The sequence below is a fragment of the Nostoc sp. genome, from assembly GCF_036917935.1.
GTDB lineage: Bacteria > Cyanobacteriota > Cyanobacteriia > Cyanobacteriales > Nostocaceae > Nostoc.
The window spans coordinates 130891-149291 of the sequence record NZ_JBALEL010000028.1; the positions used below are offsets into that span (position 1 = coordinate 130891).

Below are 18401 nucleotides of genomic sequence, written 5' to 3' on the forward strand. Positions count from 1 at the left end.
AAATAAGAGTCTAACAGCCTGAAGCTCTCTTCTCTACGAGACGAGGCGCGTAGCTTGCTTCCCTGCAAGGGTACAATTTTGAATTTTGAATTTTGAATTTTGAATTGTTAATCCCCAGTCCCCACAGTTCGATTTTGTTCCCCAGACATCGCTTTGAGTTTAGATGTAAAAGACTCAGAGCGATCGCTTTTTTCGGGAGTAAATTGCCCGATTGGGGCATGAATAGCAGCAGGTGAGAGTAGCTTTGGCTGTCGTTCATGATGGCTTGGTGATGGGGAAGGCGCTGGACTTTCTTGTGAAGTTTGCCTTTGGCTGATAGCAGACGATAGCTGAAGGGTTCCCGAAGAGGCAAATTTCCCAGAAACCGGAGACTTTAAGACGGTTTTATTGTCTCTATCTTCCTGCTTTCCCTCTTCTTCACTCAAAGATGTCTTTGGTTGATAACTTTTTAGTTGAAGAGTTGCAGTATTGCCGTGTTGATAGCCATTGCGAATCTTAGCTGGTGGTAATTGAGGACTGGTAACTTTCTCCAGAGTAGAGTTTTTCTTAGCTGGCGGTAGGGCTGGTGCAGCCAATGAGGTTAAGCTTTGGGGAAATTTGCTACAAACCATCCGTTCAAATTCCATGTTGAAATGATATGTAGCCTGATCCCGGCGCTGCCAAAATACTAAGATTTGTTGCACGGAAACCGCTTTATAACGACCTTGGTATAGTGCCTCAATCACTGCCAGGTGTAGCCAATTAAGGGGGTATTGCGTTTGCCAACGCTCAACTAGCTCATTGGCACTATATCCACTGAGATCGAAACTATAGTTAATTAATAAGGCGATCGCCAAGTTGGCAGAAGTATCTGGAAGTGTTGTTAACATGGGGCTATTAGCTTTAGGCAATAGGTCTAAGATTTGTCACCCATCGCATATTAGCCTAGCGTGCTTTTAACTACATGGTTTTTTTTCCAATAGTTGCCAAGCCGATAGGCAGTGTTCCCTATTTTACTTGTCAACTTCTAGAATGCAACCCTACATAGACTGATTTAATTACTGATGTTCGCCCAATGGCGACTAATGCTTGATAAACCATCGCTGCAACTTCGGCGCGTGTTGCCGGACGTGAAGGTGCAAGCAGTTTGGAATCTGGATAGTTGACAACTATTCCCTGTTGTGTACTAGTAGCAACGGCTTTTCGGGCGTAGTCGGGAATGGTATGACGATCGCTGTATACTTCTAAAACATCGCTATCAACAGCCGGTAGTCCTAGTCCGTTTACTAGGGAGACAATCACCTGTAGCCGCTGCACACTTTGATCGGGGCGGAAAGTGCGATCGCTAAATCCGCCAACAAAGCCACCGCTAGCCGCGATTTGGATCGCGCTATAAGCCCAAAAATCCTTGGGTACATCCGTAAAATCAGGTGCCGAAATTTTGGGAAATGGGTTAAAAGCGATCGCCACCAGAACTGCATACTGGGCGCGAGTCATGGGTTTATCTGGCTGGTAGCTACCATCGGCAAAAGCATGAGTTAAATCCATGCTAATTAATGCCTGAATAAATGGTTCTGCCCAATGTCCATCTAGTTCGGGAGATCGAGATTCTGCCAGAGCGTCAGAGGAACTGGTGTTAACCGCTACTCGATTGGTTGGGAGTAATTCGACCCAGCCCTTGACTAGAGAAGGATTTAATTGATTACCTACGGAAACTAGCTTTTGTGTAGTGGCATTGTATAAATCAAATTCACTATGATCGCGAAAAATATTATCAGCAGAATCTTGAGTATTACCTAAATCGGGGACTGCATTGCCATTGACTAATAGACCACCTTGGGTATTTTTAGCAATGAGATTTTGACGCAGCACAGGTTGGGCGTTGCGAGAAAGTGCGATCGCTGTGCGATTTTCTGATAATTTATTATTGGCGATCGTCGGAGCAGCAAAGTCACTGATTGCTATGCCTAAAGGGTTTCTTTGAAATACATTCCGCAGTACTTCCCCCTGGCTATGACCTGCCATCACTAACCCGCTAGCAGTATTTTGCACAAATATGTTATCTAAAATTGCGGGTTTGGCAGTACCAGTGGTAAACACACCTTCCCGCCCACAGTTTATCAGAGTATTATTACCTAAAGTAGGTGCAGCCGATTCAATCCAGATACCAGTACCTTTGGCTGAGGGATTGGTGACAGTTACACCTAAAAGACTGGCATTATCTACCAAGAGCAACGTCATATTTTGTATACCAAAGCTGGGACTTTGATACTCGCCACTCCCGGAAATTATAATCCCTGCACCTTTGTTAGCTTCGTTACCCACCACTGTCGCCCCTCCAGGGATGATCACTGGAAACACCTCACCACTAGCAGCGCTGTAAGTCCCCGACTCCAGATGAATTATCGTCGGGATTTTAGTTGCTTTTAAGGCACGGGTGAGACTTTTAAACGGACTCAACCGTGAACCAGTATTGGTATCATTCCCTGTCATAGGGTTGACATAGAGTGTGACAACGAGGGTAGAGTTCACCATTGATAGTTGGGAATCAATTGTTTTAATTATGACAATCATAAATAATATTATGCCCGTATAAATATTTATGATTTCCACAGTCACTAACCCCTCCCCAAAGCATCGGGGAGGGGAGAAAAAGCGCAGCTTTGGCGGGGTGGGCTTCTCCGGGTTTAATTAAGTAATCAAGCGGACATGATCTAACACTACTTGTAGCAAAATTTTCACAGTAGTATCTTTGTGTGTAGAAAACATATCCACCTTACTTTTTTTAGCAAGCAGCTCGTATCTACACACAAGTTATAGACTCTCACGCAACATTCCAAGTTCTCATACCAACCCGCTTTCTCAACTGTGGGGCTATCGCTATCTAGGCAGGGGAGCAAGGAGCAGGGGGAGAAAGAAAATATTATCTGAGTAAATTGGCTAATTTATTTTCTGGAAGTCCCTAATCAGCCGTTCCCATGCACAGCATGGGAACGAGAGAACAATGGGAAATCGAGCTTTTTTCGACTTGTGTATAGACCGGAGTGGGAGATGTCACACATTCTCATCCAGAATTGTTCTTTCTATATTGGCTCCAGACAAATTTGCTCCGCTCAAATTTGTCTGGTTCAAATCTGCTTGAGTGAGATTTGCCTGGGATAAGTCGGCTACACTTAAATCTGCACCACTTAAATCCGCTCCATCTAGATTCGCCGCTATTAAGCTTGCTTCCTGCAAATCCGCCTCACTCAAGTTAGTTTCAATCAGTTTAGCAACCGTCAAATCAGCGTGACTTAAATTAGCTCCTTCCATTGCTGCTCCATCCAAGATAGCTCCATCCAAAATAGCTCCGCTTAAGTTGCTACCACTGAGATCAGCATTGCTCAAATCTGCTCCATTTAAGTCTGCCTCAATCAAACTGGCGTGGGCTAAATTAGCGTGGCTCAGATTAGCTCCATCTAAAATTGCTCTATCTAAAATTACGCCACTGAGATCGGCTTCCCTTAAGTTTGCCTCGCTCAAGTTGACACCAGTAAAGTCTCTGACACCTGCGGCATAGTTTTTCAGGAGTTGATCTGCTTTCATAATCTGTCACTGTGCTAAGGAACGTTTAACTAATTACTAATTCGTAATTCGTAATACTCGCCTCCGGCGAGAAGCAAGCTACGTAATTCGTAATTTTTAGGTTTAATTCCCTTTTGTCTATACGTGGCTTTATTTCAGTCTGGGTATAAATAAGAGTCTGAAACAGTCTTTAATTACGAATTACGTGAGCGCAGCAGTAGCGAGTCAGCAAGCGTCATTATCAATTACGAATAATTTTGGACTATCCAGACAGGCAGTACATCCCCAGCACGCGCCACGGAGGATTAGTGTGGTGAATCAAACCAGAGGGGATATTGAATCAGCTTTATCTAGATTAGCTATCCTTAACTACTGGCGCTACTACCTAGAGTTGTGAGTCAATTTCATACTTGGGAGGGATGTTGCTCCTAAGACCCCTCCCCGATGCTTTGGCTCTTTGGGGTTCAAATTTTGTGATTTATGCAAGAGGTCTAATGTCTAAAGTGTGTAAGTCCTATAATTGCCACCTATTTGATTTGTAAGAATTTCAACCCGCAGATCCTCGACTTCCTAAAAGTTATCGAGGATCTGCGGGTTGTTCACGAATGATTCAGAATTGCTATCTATAGCAGTGGGTAGTTCATGTTTCCCCACCAACCACTACATCTCGAATTCGGAGACTAGGGCCACCACAACCCACCGACAAGCCATTTTGCCCTCCCTTGCCACAACCGCCTGATTCATCCCAATAAAAATCATCACCAAGTGCCTCAATATCCGCTAAAGTTTGGAATACATTTCCCGAAAGCGTTACATCGCGCACAGGTTCAGCAATTTTGCCGTTCCTAATCATCCACGCTTCCCCAGCACTAAAGGTGAACATTTCCCCATTCGTCATCCCACCCAACCAATTACGGGCATAAACTCCTTCTTTGATATCGGTGAATAAGTCTTCAACTGGTGTTTTACCCCGTTCAATCCAGGTATTTGTCATCCGCACAATGGGAGTAAAGTGATAGTTGAGACAGCGGGCGTTACCCGTAGGCGCTTCTTCCAATTTGCCAGCGGTTTCACGAGAATGTAAACGTCCAACTAAAACTCCATCTTTAATTAGTTGAGTAGTAGTGGCAGGTGTGCCTTCATCGTCGTAAAAATAGCTACCGCGATGTCCTTCTGGAGCCGCACCATCAAAAATTTGGAGTTCTTCTGGGCCAAACCGCCGTCCGATGGTCATGACTTCCAACAGATCGGGGTTTTCGTAAGCCATATCAGCCTCAGAAAGATGTCCGAAGGCTTCGTGGACGAATAAACCCGTGAGAATTGGGTCAATGACTACGGTGTAAGTATTGCCTTTAACCGATGGTAGAGATAAAGCGGCGATCGCTCTTTGAGCTGCACCTTTTACCTGTTCATCCAAATCAGTTAAATCTTCGTAAGCTTTGCGAGAGCCAGTAGTTTCCCGTCCAGTTTGGACGGTTTCGCCGTTTCTGGCGGTGGCGGCAAAGCGCATTTCCATATCCACCCAAGATTGCTCGATGAAAGTGCCTTCTGAGGTAGCAATGATCACTTTTTGGGCGCTGTCACCATAACGCACCGAGGTAGTGGTAATCCGGCGATCAACGCTTTTGAGCAATTGGGCATAGCGATCGCACAATTGTTTTTTCTTCCAAAGTGGGATTTTTCGGGGATCGGTACCTTTTAGGGGTAGAACGCATACTGCTTGCACTGGGTCAATGGGTGCAAGTAAAGTTTCTTCATCACCAACCATCCGCGCCGCAGCGATCGCTTCTTCTATGCGATCCTTGATTGTCGCCAGCTGGTTAAAGCAGCTCAACCCCCATCCACCTTTATAACAAGCGCGAATATGTCCACCAATGGAGATGCCTTCACTGAGGGTTTCTACCTTGTCGCCACGCAACAAGATATCAGTCCCTTCTGCTTCTTCAAGGCGAATCATCAGATAATCTACACGCTCACAGTAGCGGGCGATCAGGTCAGAAAGTAAATTTTGTGCGTCAGCAAGTGTAGTCGGCATTTCCAATTAGTAACAATGACGAACTGCCTTTATTTTGCAATTATTTGGGGAATTTCTGCTAATCAATATTATCAAGGGACTGGGGACTGGCTAATAAATTTTTCTCCAATCCCTAATCCCTAATCTTTAGTTACGGTGGGTAAGAACTGAATGATGTGCTAAGGTAGTCAAGTGAGAATAAAATTCGGTTACAGTGTTTGTTTTTAGTATTGACAGGCTTTTCCCTTTTGGTCTTAACAAGCTTGTCTCCGAAATCTAAATCTCTACACACCTATGATTTTGGAGATAACGCATGTCAATTTATGTAGGTAATCTATCCTACGAGGTCACACAAGACGACCTCAATTCTGTATTTGCCGAACACGGTACTGTAAAGCGGGTTCAGTTGCCTACTGACCGTGAAACAGGACGTCCACGCGGCTTTGCTTTTGTAGAGATGGGCACAGAAGCCGAAGAAACAGCTGCCATTGATGCTCTTGATGGGGCTGAGTGGATGGGACGCGACCTCAAAGTGAATAAGGCTAAACCGAAAGAAGATAGAGGTGGTTCTTTTGGTGGTGGCGATCGTCGCGGCAGCAGTGGTGGTGGCGGCGGTGGATATAATAGATCACGCTACTAAACTTTAAGATCAAAAATTAAGTTTTAACGTCTTAAGGGCAGAATCATTATCTGCCCTTTTTGCGCTCCGGTCTACTGGATGGCTTAAATTGCCCAGTACCAATTAAGTAAGGAGATCAAAATGACCCAAGTATTTGTGGGCGAAAATGAAGGAATTGAGTCAGCCTTACGTCGATTTAAGAGGGAAGTTTCCAAAGCAGGTATTTTTCCTGACATGAGAAAACATCGTCACTTTGAAACGCCTTTAGAAAAACACAAGCGCAAAGAAGTCGCAAGGCACAAACAACGTAAAAGAAATTTCCGTCGTAATTGACAATTAGCGATACCTACGGTTAGCTACGCTAACGCACTCTCTCATTAGATTCTTAGCTGTCGAAAAAGCGATCGCTGTACTCCAAAGGAGAATCTAATGAGTAAGTTTTAACCTTCGTCAACCTTTCCTGCTATAAGGTATCTATCAAAATCATTCTAAATGTGTTTGAGTTCCTGCTGTTCTGCATTGGGGAGAGCTGTCAGGGATAAATAATTAGAAAATAATTCATAATTCATAATTATTTGGTAACATTAGGCAAAGTAATAATAAACTTTGTCCCCTGACTAGGCATTGACAAGCAGTTGACTTGCCCATTGTGTTTTTCAACAATAATTTGGTGGCTGATCGCTAATCCTAGCCCGGTTCCCCTGCCCACGGGCTTGGTTGTGAAAGATTGCTCAAAAATTCGAGATTGCACATCAGGAACCATACCGGGGCCGTTATCTTGGATACAAATTGTAACGGTTTGTTGCTGGGGAGCAAACGATGTCGTAATGGTGATGATGTTCGGGTAAGCAGCAATCTCTTGAGCGGAATGGTTTTCATGCAGTTCATCAAATGCATCAATGGCATTGGCGATGATATTCATGAACACCTGGTTGAGTTGTCCGGGATAGCAACTGATTGGAGGTAACTCACCGTATTGTGTTATAACCTGGATTTTAGTGCGATCGCTATTGCCTTTGAGTCGATGTTTCAACAGCATTAAGGTGCTATCGATTCCTTCGTGAATCTGAAATTCCACCGGAGATGAAATATCTGCGCGAGTAAAAGTTCTCAAAGAGAGACTGATATCTTTAAGACGGGTAATTCCCTGGTGCATTGATGCCAATAGTTTCGGCAGATCCTCCGTCAGATACTCCAAGTCCATTTCTTCAACAAGCTCTTGAATTTCTGAGTCTGGCTGCGTTAGCTTCTGCTGTTGTAAGCTTACCAAGCGAAGCAGATTATTTACATATTCCTCAATATAGGATAAATTTCCGCTAACAAAACCAACCGGATTATTAATCTCATGACCAATACCTGCAACCAGCTGCCCTAAAGTGGACATTTTCTCACTCTGGATCATTTGTAGTTGGGTTTGCTGTAACTGGTGTAGAGATTGAGTTAATTCCGCGGTGCGTTCTTGCACACGTTCTTCTAATGTGCGGGTGAGATGGGAAATTTTCAGGTGTAACTTTAAACGGGCAATGACTTCTTCCTGTTGGAAGGGTTTGGTAATGTAGTCAACTGCACCTATTTCCAATCCCGTCACCTTGTCTGTAGAATCAGATAGGGCAGTCATGAAAATCACCGGAATATTCTGAGTAATGGGATTGGTTTTCAGCCTGCGACAAGTTTCAAATCCATCAATACCTGCCATCATTACATCCAAAAGAATCAGATCGGGATGAGCATAAGCTGTTTGTTCGATCGCTGACTCTCCATCTGTTGCCATGAGGGCTTTCCAGCCACACCTCTGAATCGCTTCAGATAGCACCTTGAGATTGTTTGGATTGTCATCCACTAACAAAATATGGATGGTTTTCGAGATAGGAACAGCGATCATGGATGTAACTCCGTTGTGACAAATGATTTGAGTAACTTACGGATTTTTCCGGTTTGGAAATTGGCAGTGAGTTTGCTTAACTCTGCCGCGAAGGGAGCTAGTTGACTGTTTTGCTCAACTAGTTCTGCTAAGATTCCCTCGATCGCCGAGATATCTCCCATCATTGCCAGATGATAGAGTTGTTGTAAAACATCTTGGGATGGTAGAATCCATTCACTAGCAGTTATCTGCTCACCTTTGGGAGGCGAAGATGAAGATTCGGCATAGATCCATTCCACTCCTAAGAGCGATCGCAGTCTATTAAATAGTTCGTCGATTTGGAGGGGTTTGGGTAGGAATGCTGTTGCCCCTGCCTCTAAACTCCGCTGACGATTTGACTCAAAGACGCTGGCACTAGAGACGATGATGGGAATAGAACGGGTTTGTGGATTCGCTTGCAGGTGAACCATTAGCTCAAAACCATCCATATTGGGCATGGCTAAATCGAGCAGAATCACATCTGGATTGTGTTCAATTGCCATCTGTAGCCCATGTTTGCCATCGCTCGCTTCTAGGGTTCGACAGCCAATTTCTTGCAGCAGACTGGTCAACATCGAACAGTGGTTGCGATCGTCATCGACAATTAGAATCTGAGGCGCACTACCCTGAATCCCGGTAATTTTCTGGGGAGTTGTGGCGAAGCCCATCGTAGAAATCGCTCCTTCACGCCAGTCATGATCGAGTGGTACTGATACTGTCAAATCTAGCCAAAACAGACTTCCTTCGCCCAGGTGACTCTGCACCTGAATTTGGTTCCCCATCAATGCCGCAATTTTTTGGCTAATCGCCAATCCCAAGCCAGTACCTTCAGATCGTTGCCCTGCTTCACCCACTTGCTCAAAGGGCAAAAAGATTTTCTCCAGTTGGTCTGATGACATCCCAATACCCGTATCTTCTATCTGAAAACGAATCTTTTGATGTGTAATTTGTCCATCGTCATTTGTGAGCCACTGCGTTGGACGGGTTTCCCGGTTTGTAGCAAGTGGCGTCATTTGTTCAGACTCTTGACCAATGACTTCTACTTTGAACGTTACGCTACCGCTATCTGTAAATTTGATCGCGTTGCCCAGCAAGTTAATTAACACTTGCCGCAGCCGTTTTTCATCGACTTCAATGGCAAGTGGTAGGCGATCGCTAATTAAGACATTAAATCTAATCCCTTTCTGTTCAGCCCGGATACCACAAATCTCAGTCACACCATGTAAGAAACTGGGCAGATGCACACTAGTGATAACCAAATCCAATTTCCTCGCTTCTATCTTCGAGAGATCGAGAATGTCATTGATCAGCATCAAAAGGTGCGATCCACATTGGTAGATAATGCTGACTCCTTCGAGGTTTTTAGCTGTCATATTTGGCGATCCTTCTAGTACTTGGGCAAAACCAAGGATGCCATTGAGAGGTGTGCGTAGTTCGTGGCTCATGTTGGCGAGAAACTCACTCTTGGCCTGATTGGCAGCATCGGCGGCTTGCTTTGCCTCAACTAATTCATGAGTCCGTTCTTCGACTTTCGTCTCCAGAGTTTTGGAATAATCTAATAGTTGACTGTTGGCAATTTCTAGTTGGCGATTTGTTTCTTCTAACTTCCGCTGTTTATAAGCATTGGTTGTTGCAATCACACTACCGATAAATGTGGCTAAGGTGGGTGTTACCGGAATTAAAACACCATACAAAAACATCCCATAGCCACCCCATATACAGGCTCCACTGATGCCTACAGTTGCCCAAAGAATTTTGCCGCCGGGAATCCGCAGCTTGCTACTGGATAACAACCAACTGCCCGTAGAACCAATGACAGACCACAAAACAATCCAGAGTGATAAAGAAATGCCAGAGATACCGTGCAGACTGGCTTTTCCGGTTTTTGCCCCTCGTACTAGTTGATGAGCAATATTGGCATGAACAACCACACCTGGAGTCGGTTTTTGAGCAGATATCCAGGAAGAGAAGGGTGTACTGAAGAAATCATTGGTACTGGAGGCGATTGACCCAATAAATACCATGCGATCGCGCATCAAATCTGCCGGAATTTTTCCTGCTAACACATCGCGCATCGCAACTGTCCGAAATGCTGCTTCTGAACCATGCCAATTGAGCAGAATTTGATAGCCTCCTAAATCGGCATCGGTATAACCTGCTTCTTGATTTTGCAGTGGTAAGTAAATTTCCTTGCCCAACTGAAACTTTTGTTTTTGGGGGTCAATGCTTTCTAAGCTAATTTTTTCAGCTTCGAGGTACTTCAGGGCTACAAGGGTTGCTAGTCCGGCTTTAATGGTGTTTTTCTCTTTGGCATCTTCAGCTGTCAGGAGGGCACGACGTACAAAGCGATCGCCATCCAACACTAAATCTGCTAATCCTACCTGATCCTTTTTTTTCAATTCCGGTGGGGGATTGACGCGTTCACCGGTAATTTTCTCAACTCCGATTAAATTGGGAGTGTTGCGAAAGACTTGAACAAGTTGCTCATGTCCACTTCCTTCTGGTAAATCTCGATAGAGATCCAATCCAATGGCTCTAGGCTGCTGCGCCCGAATTTTTTCTAGTAATCGTGCCAGCGCCCAGTCTGGAACTGGCCATTTACGCACCGATTGGATATCGCGCTCATCGATTGTGACAATCACAATCTCGTCAGCGATCGCTACAGACGATCGCTGACGAACCCATTCGTCGCGAATTTTCCATTCCGGTAAATTGAAAAGTCCTAACGATTGCCCAACCATAACCGTCAAGGCAACGCTAGGAGTAATAATCAAAACGCTGCGAGTACGTTGGATAAAAGCCTGGAATCTGCGCCACATATTTGTGCCATACAATGGGGATTGGGGATTGTGGGGCCCCCTCTGGGAATAAGGGGTAATGGGGACTGGGTGGAAGGAAGAAGAGGGGGACAAAGAGAATAATTACTCTTAACCCAATGCCCAATGCCCAAATAGGCATTAGTTAGATGCTAATAAGTTCGCTGTTACAATCTCCTTCAAACTCACTGAAGATAGAAGTTCTTCCCATTGTTTGCGGAGAGTTGCATTGTTAGGTTGGGCGGTGTATACCGATGCAAGTGTTGCCACACAGTCATACCAAACACCGTTTTTACCCAAAACAGTAGCCCGCTTCAGAGCATCTTGCTCTTGCATTGCTGTTGCCAACTCAGTGCTGGGTTGGATACGCTGAACCCAACCATCGACGTAAGGCGTACTCGGACTGAGTTGCCCATCTACTTTGAGTGCTAGGAACCATTGATAGTTTTTGCCAACGGCTAAAGCAGGTGCATTGGCTGGCAATTCGATCGCGATTACCCCAGTTTTCCCTGCAACTGAAATGTTCATCTGATGTTGCATATTGCCAGCTTCATTCTTGAGGCTGAACACGGCTTCTTGGGCATTGGAAGCCGGGAGATACACCAATATTGTGGGACGTTCAGACAGTGTTGTGCCATAGGAGTTTTGGGGCAAGAGGGCAATTAACGCGGCTGGTTGTGTTGTACTTGTAGTCGATGGATTCAAGTAGTAAGTACCAACGCGAGAAGCACCCGCACTTGCTTGTTGAGGAGCGCCTTTGCCGGCGGCAGGTGTAAAGAGGTTGCCGCGAGAAGCTCCTCCAGTTGCTTGTTGGGGAGCGCCTTTGCCGGCGGCAGGGGTAAAGAGGTTGCCGCGAGAAGCTCCTCCAGTTGCTTGTTGGGGAGCGCCTTTGCCGGCGGCAGGGGTAAAGAGGTTGCCGCGAGAAGCTCCTCCAGTTGCCCGTCTGGGCGCACCTTTGCCGGCAGCAGGGGTAAACATACTACCGCGAGAAGCTCCTCCAGTTGCTTGTCTGGGAGAGCCACTAGTGGTGGGCGGGGTAAATGTAACAGCATAGGCACTAGTCCATGCACTGCTAGCGATCAGAGCAATGACGCTCAATGTACTAGCTAAATATCGACGTTTCATAATGTTTTACCTTATGTAATTGCAATGTGATACAAACAAAATACGTTTCTTTCGACTATGGTCAGAAGCTCAGAGAATAAGTCTAAGCAACAGTAAAGTCGGAGAACTTCTATTAGCAGTATAGGCGAGCCTGAGCAAAAACACTGTAAAAAATAGGCTATATTATTCGCAACATACTCAGTTTTATTACGTAGTTAAATCCAGTTGCCGATCAAAACAAAGCCAGACCAAAAGAACGGCTCGTGGAAATCAGTTTGGCGAATTAGGCTAATTTGTGCTTGTCTTAGTGCTTCGGCTTTAGTGATTTTGGGTTGTCGCAGTTGGTCATAGAAGCGAGTCATCAGCATCGCGGCTGCCCGATCTTTGACGGGCCATAGGGTGGCGATAGTTGAGCGAGCGCCGGATTTGACAGCCAAGCCCGCCAGTCCCAAGACGGCGCGATCGTCTCCTGCTGCTGTATCACAGGCACTTAGTACCAGCAACTCGATGGCTTTCGATGGATCGCTACCCCGATTTTTCAGGAGTTCAGATAACTCTTTAACGTTGACTTCTCCATCCCAAGTGAGTAAGAAGGTATCTTCGAGACGGGAACTAAACTGTCCGTGGGTTGCTAGATGGACAATACCTGCACTACTGGATTTCACCTGTTCAGCAAGGGCTTGACTAGTGAATTCCTGGTTCAGCAACACCCTAGACGACACCGCCTTGGAGATTTGTTTCACTTCTGATTCCACAGCGGGCAAAGCACTAAAACCAGCACGAGATTCACTAATGCCACCCACGATCGCACTGAGATGATTTTGATGAAGCGATCGCGTCGCCATCAATTGCAATCCTGGTGAGAGCGCCACAGCATACTTCTCGATCAAATATTGCTTACCGTCATATAAAGCTGCTATGGGAATGTTCCGCAACCGACCATCCAAAACAAACACCAATGTCTTGGTATCAATAAATGCTTGCTCTGCTTCGGCTGGACGAATCAACCAATCATAAATCTGTTGGGAAAATCGATCGCGGTCTTGGGAATCCGAGACAGGGTTAAGAGCAACCAAAAAGTTGTCTAGAGTCTGCTCAATTTCAGCTTGAGATTTGTGAGTGACATAGGAACGGAGTGGTTGCCCTGCTTTGGAGAGAATTACTGTTAAACGATCTGGGAGGATGATCGGATAAATAACGGTTGCAGTGGGATCAACCTGATCAATTTGTTGAGTTCTATCTAAACAGGCTTCCCGAAAAAAGTTATCGAGTTCGGCAACTTGGAGTGCCTCAATCAATTCACGAGCTTGGATCAGTTCTGCTTGACTCGGTTGATTTTCTAGAAGTAAATCAACCAGTTCCCGGTAGACAGGCTCCACACTGGTGCGAAAAGAGAACTGGATATCAGGGTTGATCGCCACCAAATCCCCCCGCAGTGCTTTTAAGGCATTGACTGCTTCTGTATACGTAGTAATTGCTTTGGAGCGATCGCCCTGTTGTTTATACAACTGTCCCACCTGCCAAGCAGATTGAGCAATGATATCGTTAGCTTGGAGTTTACGGGCAATATCAAGAGATTTCTGAGCTAATTCCTGTGCTTCAGATATTTGCTGTGTACGACGATAGAGTTTTGCCCACTGATGTAGTGCATAAGCTTCTGATTGAGCATCTTGGATCTGCTGTGCTGACTTGACTGTGACTGCCATCAGTTGCGCCAAATCTTTGAGCGGTACGATTTGGTCAGGATTTGACTGGCGATTGAGGGTGAGGATGCCAACAAAATTGATCGCTGCGTAGAGGGAGATGTGACTGGGGGGCAGTTCCCGAAGTTGTTGGAGTAGTTGGGGTGCAAGTGGGGTAGCCAACTCAGGTTTGTCGTAATCGAGGAAAAGTTTAAACTGAGCTAAACGCGCTTGCAACTGATCGCTTGGGTTGGTGGCTAAGAGTTGAGCCTGTTCAAAGTAATCAAATGCGGCATTTGGATCTTGCAAGTCAACGGCAGTTTGGCCCAAGCTGATCAGGATAGAACTTAATTGGGGTTTGGCTGCAATTTTGTTAGCGATCGCTAAACTTTGCTCTAAAAGCTGTTGACTTTTACTAGAGTCGCCAATCATTTCCAAGGCTAAAGCAAGCGATCGCAATCCACTAACTTTGATTTCATTATCCGGCATCCCTTGGAGTTTTTGAGTCAGCACCTCTAACTGTTGTTTGGAACGGCGGTAAAATCCTAAAGTTTGTAAAGCTTGTGCCTGGTTGATTTGACTACCCAGGCTGCCCATTTTGTCGCCTGCTTGTTCATAAAACTTTTGTGCTTGTTGCCAACTTTCGAGGGCGGTTTCAGCTTTGCCAGTGTGCAATTGCAAATTTGCTTGAGTATTGAGTGCTTGCGCCCAAAGAATGGCATCAGCAGAGGGAATGGTTTGCAATAGTTTCAGACTTTGCTCAATAGACTGTTGGCCTGCTTGCCATTGATTAAGTTCCTGTTGTGCCAGTGAAAGGTAACTTAAGCTTAGGGCTTCGTTAAGGCGATCGCCTTGGGTATGATACTGTTGTGCTGCCGTTTGCCAAACCGTCACTGCTTCGGAAAAACGCCCCAATTGGTAGAGGTTCCGTCCCTGTTCTAGCCAATTGGTGGGTTGGGAAGAAGAGAAAGCTGGGGTTGTTACTGGTGGAGATGCTTTTGCAGGTGTAATCGTAAATGCTATACATAAACTTAAAATACTGAGGCTGACATATAGCCAACGAGTTTGTTTAATTCCGAAAGCCATAAATCTTTACTTATCATTGAACAGTTTGTTTCAAGATTAGTCACAGCACAAGTGTTCATGAAATGACTATATGTATAATTCCCAACTTTTAATGCCAGCTATCAGTTGATGAGCGATCGCATGAAATTAGACCGTTAGCCCAAAAAATTAACTCCTTGGAACAGCAGCACAGGTTAATGGTTGTTGCACCTGATTAGAAGATTTATTTGCAACTAACTCAATTTTTCCCTCGGCATTACGATGCCAAGAAGTAGCTTGAATCAGAGTTTCTGGAAATGGGGGTGTTTGGGCCGTTACACTGCCAGTTTTTCGGTATGCAGAGATGTTGCGGATATCAGACCAAGTGCGTAGGCGTAGCCCGTCGTAGACATCGCTCGGAAGGGGATTTTGTGGCACACCACCCCGACCCGTTGCGACAAAGCGACTGCCTTCACTACCCGCGCAGCCTGTAGCAATTTTCTGCGATGGATCGGTGACATTTGCTGGTAATTCTACTAAGCCCGAATTTGGATCAACACCAATGTTATTGATTTGAACCGTGCCATTCACCCCAAATTGCGAACTGGCGGTGATGTCATTTTCGGGAGTGAGTTTGGGACGAAATTTTAGTCCAATAATCCCCTGAGTTGCAATTTGAATATTGCCACCCCTTCCTTGAACTGCATTGGCAATAATGTCACTATTTTCTAAACCCACAATGATCGGAGCATTGATCGTAATATTGCCGCCATTACCCCTGCCACCAGCTTCTGCATTAATGAAACTGCCATGACGCATCACTAGTAGATCCCGCAGTTGCAAATTAGTGTTACCACCTTCGCCTGCTTTTGTAGATGCTGAAATGCTTGCTCCATTGTCGAGTCGTAAGATATTCGCATTAATGTTCAGGGTGCCAGCTTTACCAAGTCCAAGGTTCTGGACAAAAACCGTTGCACCATTACTGATGTTAAGAACTGGGGTGTTAATCGTGGTGTTACCTGAATTAGCTCTAGAAACTCCAAAAAGAGGACGAACGGCCGTACCAATATAGCTGGGATTTTGTGCATCTTTTACACCATTCACATCAATCGATTCAGACGCATTGATAGTCAGTGAACCTGCATTTCCTAAAACTATGCTAGAAGCAGACACTCTGGCGCCACCTTGAACCGACAGAGTGCGGGTATCGATTTTCAAATCCCCTGCATTACCAGACCCGAATGTGGCAGTAGACAACAGACTAGTATAAAAAATACCGTTTGGCGCTCCCTCATTTGTCACCTGAATCGTATCTGCCTTGACGATGACATCGCCGCCATTGCCTGAAGCGTAGGGTCTTGCTGCTATATTGCCGCCAGCTAAAATAGACAGGTTTTTAGTGGAGATGGCAATATTTCCACCTTTCCCAGTTGCATAGGAAGCGGCTAATATCTGGCTGACTGCTCGAAAAGGAGAAGGATCGCCAAATGCAAAACCGTTGACCCGCATTTGATCAGTATTGATTGCAATATTGCCACCCGGTGCTGTGCCAAAGGTACGGTTGAAGATATACCCACCCCGATCAATATTTAATTGTGGGGTGGTAATGATAATATTCCCTGCCGCACCGGAGGATATAGTTTCATTAACTAAACTGCTGGAACTCTTAAAATCAGCAGACTTGCCGATGATCTGGAGGGACTCGGTGGCATTGATTGCAATATTACCAGCAGTTTGGTTGCTACGATTTTGCATTAATATCAGTGAACCATCTCGGATGCTGACCTGTTTCCCCTGAATTTGGATGGCTCCTCCACTTACCCCACTGAGGTCGCGTGTGGATGCTAAAGCTCGTTGGGTTATCTGAATATTGCCAAAACTCGAAGCATTGGGATAACTTAGGGCAAATCCTTGAGGGACGGAATTGAGGGCGACGCTTCCGCTAGTGATGCTACCCAGTTCTATTAGTCCTCCCGGTGCGGAGAGTAACCCTCCATCTAAGGCAACATTCCCACCCAGCAATGCTAGCGTTTTTCCAGGTTGCAACTGTAATCCTCTTGTACCGAGGTTCAGTCCAGAAACTTGAAGTGAGTCGCCTAATTGGGCATTGTGTCCTGCTCCTTTGACGATAATGGCTCCTGGATTACTACCAAATTGCAAGCCAACTGGCACATTGATCGTCAACAAAGGGGCTGGTGTAGTGTTGGTAGCACTAAACTTAAACCCGTCTGCAAATACTACGCTGTCAGCAGTTGTACCAACAAATGACCCCCCAATATTCAGTTTGGCATTGGCTCCAAAGATAATCCCACTAGGGTTGAGCAGAAATAGACTAACTGGGTTGCTGCTATTAAGAGTCTGAATCAAGCCATCAATATTGGAAACACTACCTCCGGTGACTCGACTGAAAATCGTGGAGATGTTCGGGGTGTTAATTAAATCAAAACTAGCTGAACCACCCGTAGGGACAGAGAAATTACTGAAGCTGTGAAATAAATTATTACCTTTTTCAATCCCATTAAGAATTGTGTAATTATTGCCATTTGGGTTAACAATGGTATTGGTAGTACCATCGGATGTCACCTGAGCGATCGCGCAGCGACTCCAAACGAGTATCGCTGGTAGTACGAGAGCAGAACTCAAGAACCCGATTGTGAGTGGAGATAAAAAAGCGTAGATGCTTCGCGGCTTGTTGTTAGACATCGCTCTCATCACCAAAAACTTCTTTTACTGATTTCAAGTTAGAGTTCCCTAAATCGCGTGATTAATAACATCATTAAAGTTTGGTAACAGCAGCACAGGTTAATGGTTGCTGCACCTGAGTAGGAGATTTAGCTGCAACTAACTCGATTTTGCCTTGGGCGTTGCGATGCCAGGAAGTAGCTTGAACCAGAGTTTCTGGGGATTCAGGCATTTGTGGGGTGACTTCACCGGTTTTGCGGTATGCAGAGATGTTGCGGATATCAGCCCAAGTGCGTAGGCGTAGCCCGTCGTAGACATCGCTCGGAAGGGGATTTTGCGGTATTCCACCCCGCCCCGTTGCGACAAAGCGGCTGCCTTCACTGCCCGCGCAGCCTGTAGCTATTTGCTGCGATGGATCGGTGACATTTGCTGGTAATTCTACTAAACCGGAATTTGGATCGATACCAATGTTATTAATATCAACTGTACCGTTAACGCCAAATTGGGAACTGGCGGTGATGTCACTTTCTAGGGTGAGGCGATCGCGGAACTTCAGCCCAAATAAGCCTTGGGTGCTAATGTTAATGTTAATGTTACCGCCCTGACCTTGGACTGCATTGGCGATAATATCGCTATTTTCTAATCCAACAATAATGGGAGAATTAATACTAATATTGCCACCATTGCCCGTACCTCCGGCTTTTGCACTGATGAGGCTATTGTGGCGCATAAGGAGAACATCTCGCACAGTAAGTCCCAGAAATCCTCCTTGTCCAGATGCAGCAGCAGTTCTAATTTGACCTTTTTGCTCTAAAACGATTGAATCAGCTTGAATTTGCAAGTATCCACCATTGCCACTGCCCACATGTTCAGCTGCGATAAAGCCCTGATTGCTAACTTTAATACTGGGAGAGATAATAGTTAAATTACCTGCATTTCCAGTCGGGAATGCCGACAATCCAGGGGTTCTCAGAAAAGGAGGGAGAAATGTTTGCCC

The 18401-nt window shown here is 45.4% G+C and carries 11 protein-coding genes and 1 pseudogene; 2 read left to right on the forward strand and 10 right to left on the reverse strand.

Annotation, left to right across the window (positions count from 1 at the left end; translation table 11 throughout):
• Positions 1–107: 107 nt before the first annotated feature.
• The 4 genes from V7K62_RS12330 to V7K62_RS12345 all read right to left on the reverse strand — a co-directional run bounded on the left by V7K62_RS12330 (position 108) and on the right by V7K62_RS12345 (position 5578).
• Positions 108–869 carry a hypothetical protein gene (locus V7K62_RS12330; protein WP_334864220.1) on the reverse strand — a complete coding sequence of 254 codons (762 nt, stop codon included), beginning with the start codon at positions 867–869 and terminating at the stop codon, positions 108–110.
• 130 nt (positions 870–999) lie between these two features.
• Positions 1000–2514 (reverse strand): DUF1565 domain-containing protein, encoded by a 1515-nt coding sequence (locus V7K62_RS12335; protein WP_334864424.1) that lies wholly within the window; start codon positions 2512–2514, stop codon positions 1000–1002.
• Positions 2515–3033: 519 nt separating this feature from the next.
• Complete coding sequence (locus tag V7K62_RS12340) at positions 3034–3564, reverse strand: pentapeptide repeat-containing protein (protein WP_334864222.1); 531 nt, start codon at positions 3562–3564, stop codon at positions 3034–3036.
• 619 nt (positions 3565–4183) lie between these two features.
• Positions 4184–5578, reverse strand: a complete 1395-nt coding sequence (locus tag V7K62_RS12345) for a TldD/PmbA family protein (RefSeq protein WP_334864223.1) — start codon at positions 5576–5578, stop codon at positions 4184–4186.
• A gap of 292 nt (positions 5579–5870) precedes the next feature.
• Between V7K62_RS12345 and V7K62_RS12350 the strand changes: the two genes are divergently transcribed.
• A complete protein-coding gene (locus tag V7K62_RS12350; RefSeq protein ID WP_334864225.1) occupies positions 5871–6197 on the forward strand; it encodes an RNA recognition motif domain-containing protein in 327 nt (108 codons plus the stop codon).
• Positions 6198–6317: 120 nt separating this feature from the next.
• On the forward strand, positions 6318–6509 hold the full coding sequence (rpsU, locus tag V7K62_RS12355) for a 30S ribosomal protein S21 (protein ID WP_094333031.1): 192 nt from the start codon (positions 6318–6320) through the stop codon (positions 6507–6509).
• Positions 6510–6747: 238 nt separating this feature from the next.
• Here the strand turns inward: rpsU and V7K62_RS12360 are convergent, their stop codons facing one another.
• The 6 genes and pseudogenes from V7K62_RS12360 to V7K62_RS31530 form a co-directional block, all read right to left on the reverse strand.
• Positions 6748–8058: a hybrid sensor histidine kinase/response regulator gene (locus V7K62_RS12360; RefSeq protein ID WP_334864227.1), complete on the reverse strand. Its 1311-nt coding sequence runs from the start codon at positions 8056–8058 to the stop codon at positions 6748–6750.
• Positions 8055–10895 (reverse strand): CHASE2 domain-containing protein, encoded by a 2841-nt coding sequence (locus tag V7K62_RS12365; RefSeq protein WP_334864229.1) that lies wholly within the window; start codon positions 10893–10895, stop codon positions 8055–8057. The genes V7K62_RS12360 and V7K62_RS12365 overlap by 4 nt, the downstream gene beginning before the upstream one ends.
• 138 nt (positions 10896–11033) lie before the next feature.
• Positions 11034–12017 carry a DUF928 domain-containing protein gene (locus V7K62_RS12370; RefSeq protein ID WP_334864231.1) on the reverse strand — a complete coding sequence of 328 codons (984 nt, stop codon included), beginning with the start codon at positions 12015–12017 and terminating at the stop codon, positions 11034–11036.
• Between the two features lie 194 nt (positions 12018–12211).
• The gene (locus tag V7K62_RS12375) at positions 12212–14764 is read right to left on the reverse strand and encodes a CHAT domain-containing protein (RefSeq protein WP_334864233.1); all 2553 of its coding nucleotides are present in this window, start codon (positions 14762–14764) and stop codon (positions 12212–12214) included.
• Between the two features lie 147 nt (positions 14765–14911).
• Complete coding sequence (locus V7K62_RS12380) at positions 14912–17425, reverse strand: S-layer family protein (protein WP_334864235.1); 2514 nt, start codon at positions 17423–17425, stop codon at positions 14912–14914.
• Between the two features lie 73 nt (positions 17426–17498).
• Positions 17499–18185: pseudogene (locus V7K62_RS31530) on the reverse strand (filamentous hemagglutinin); the annotation flags it as partial.
• Positions 18186–18401 lie beyond the last annotated feature (216 nt).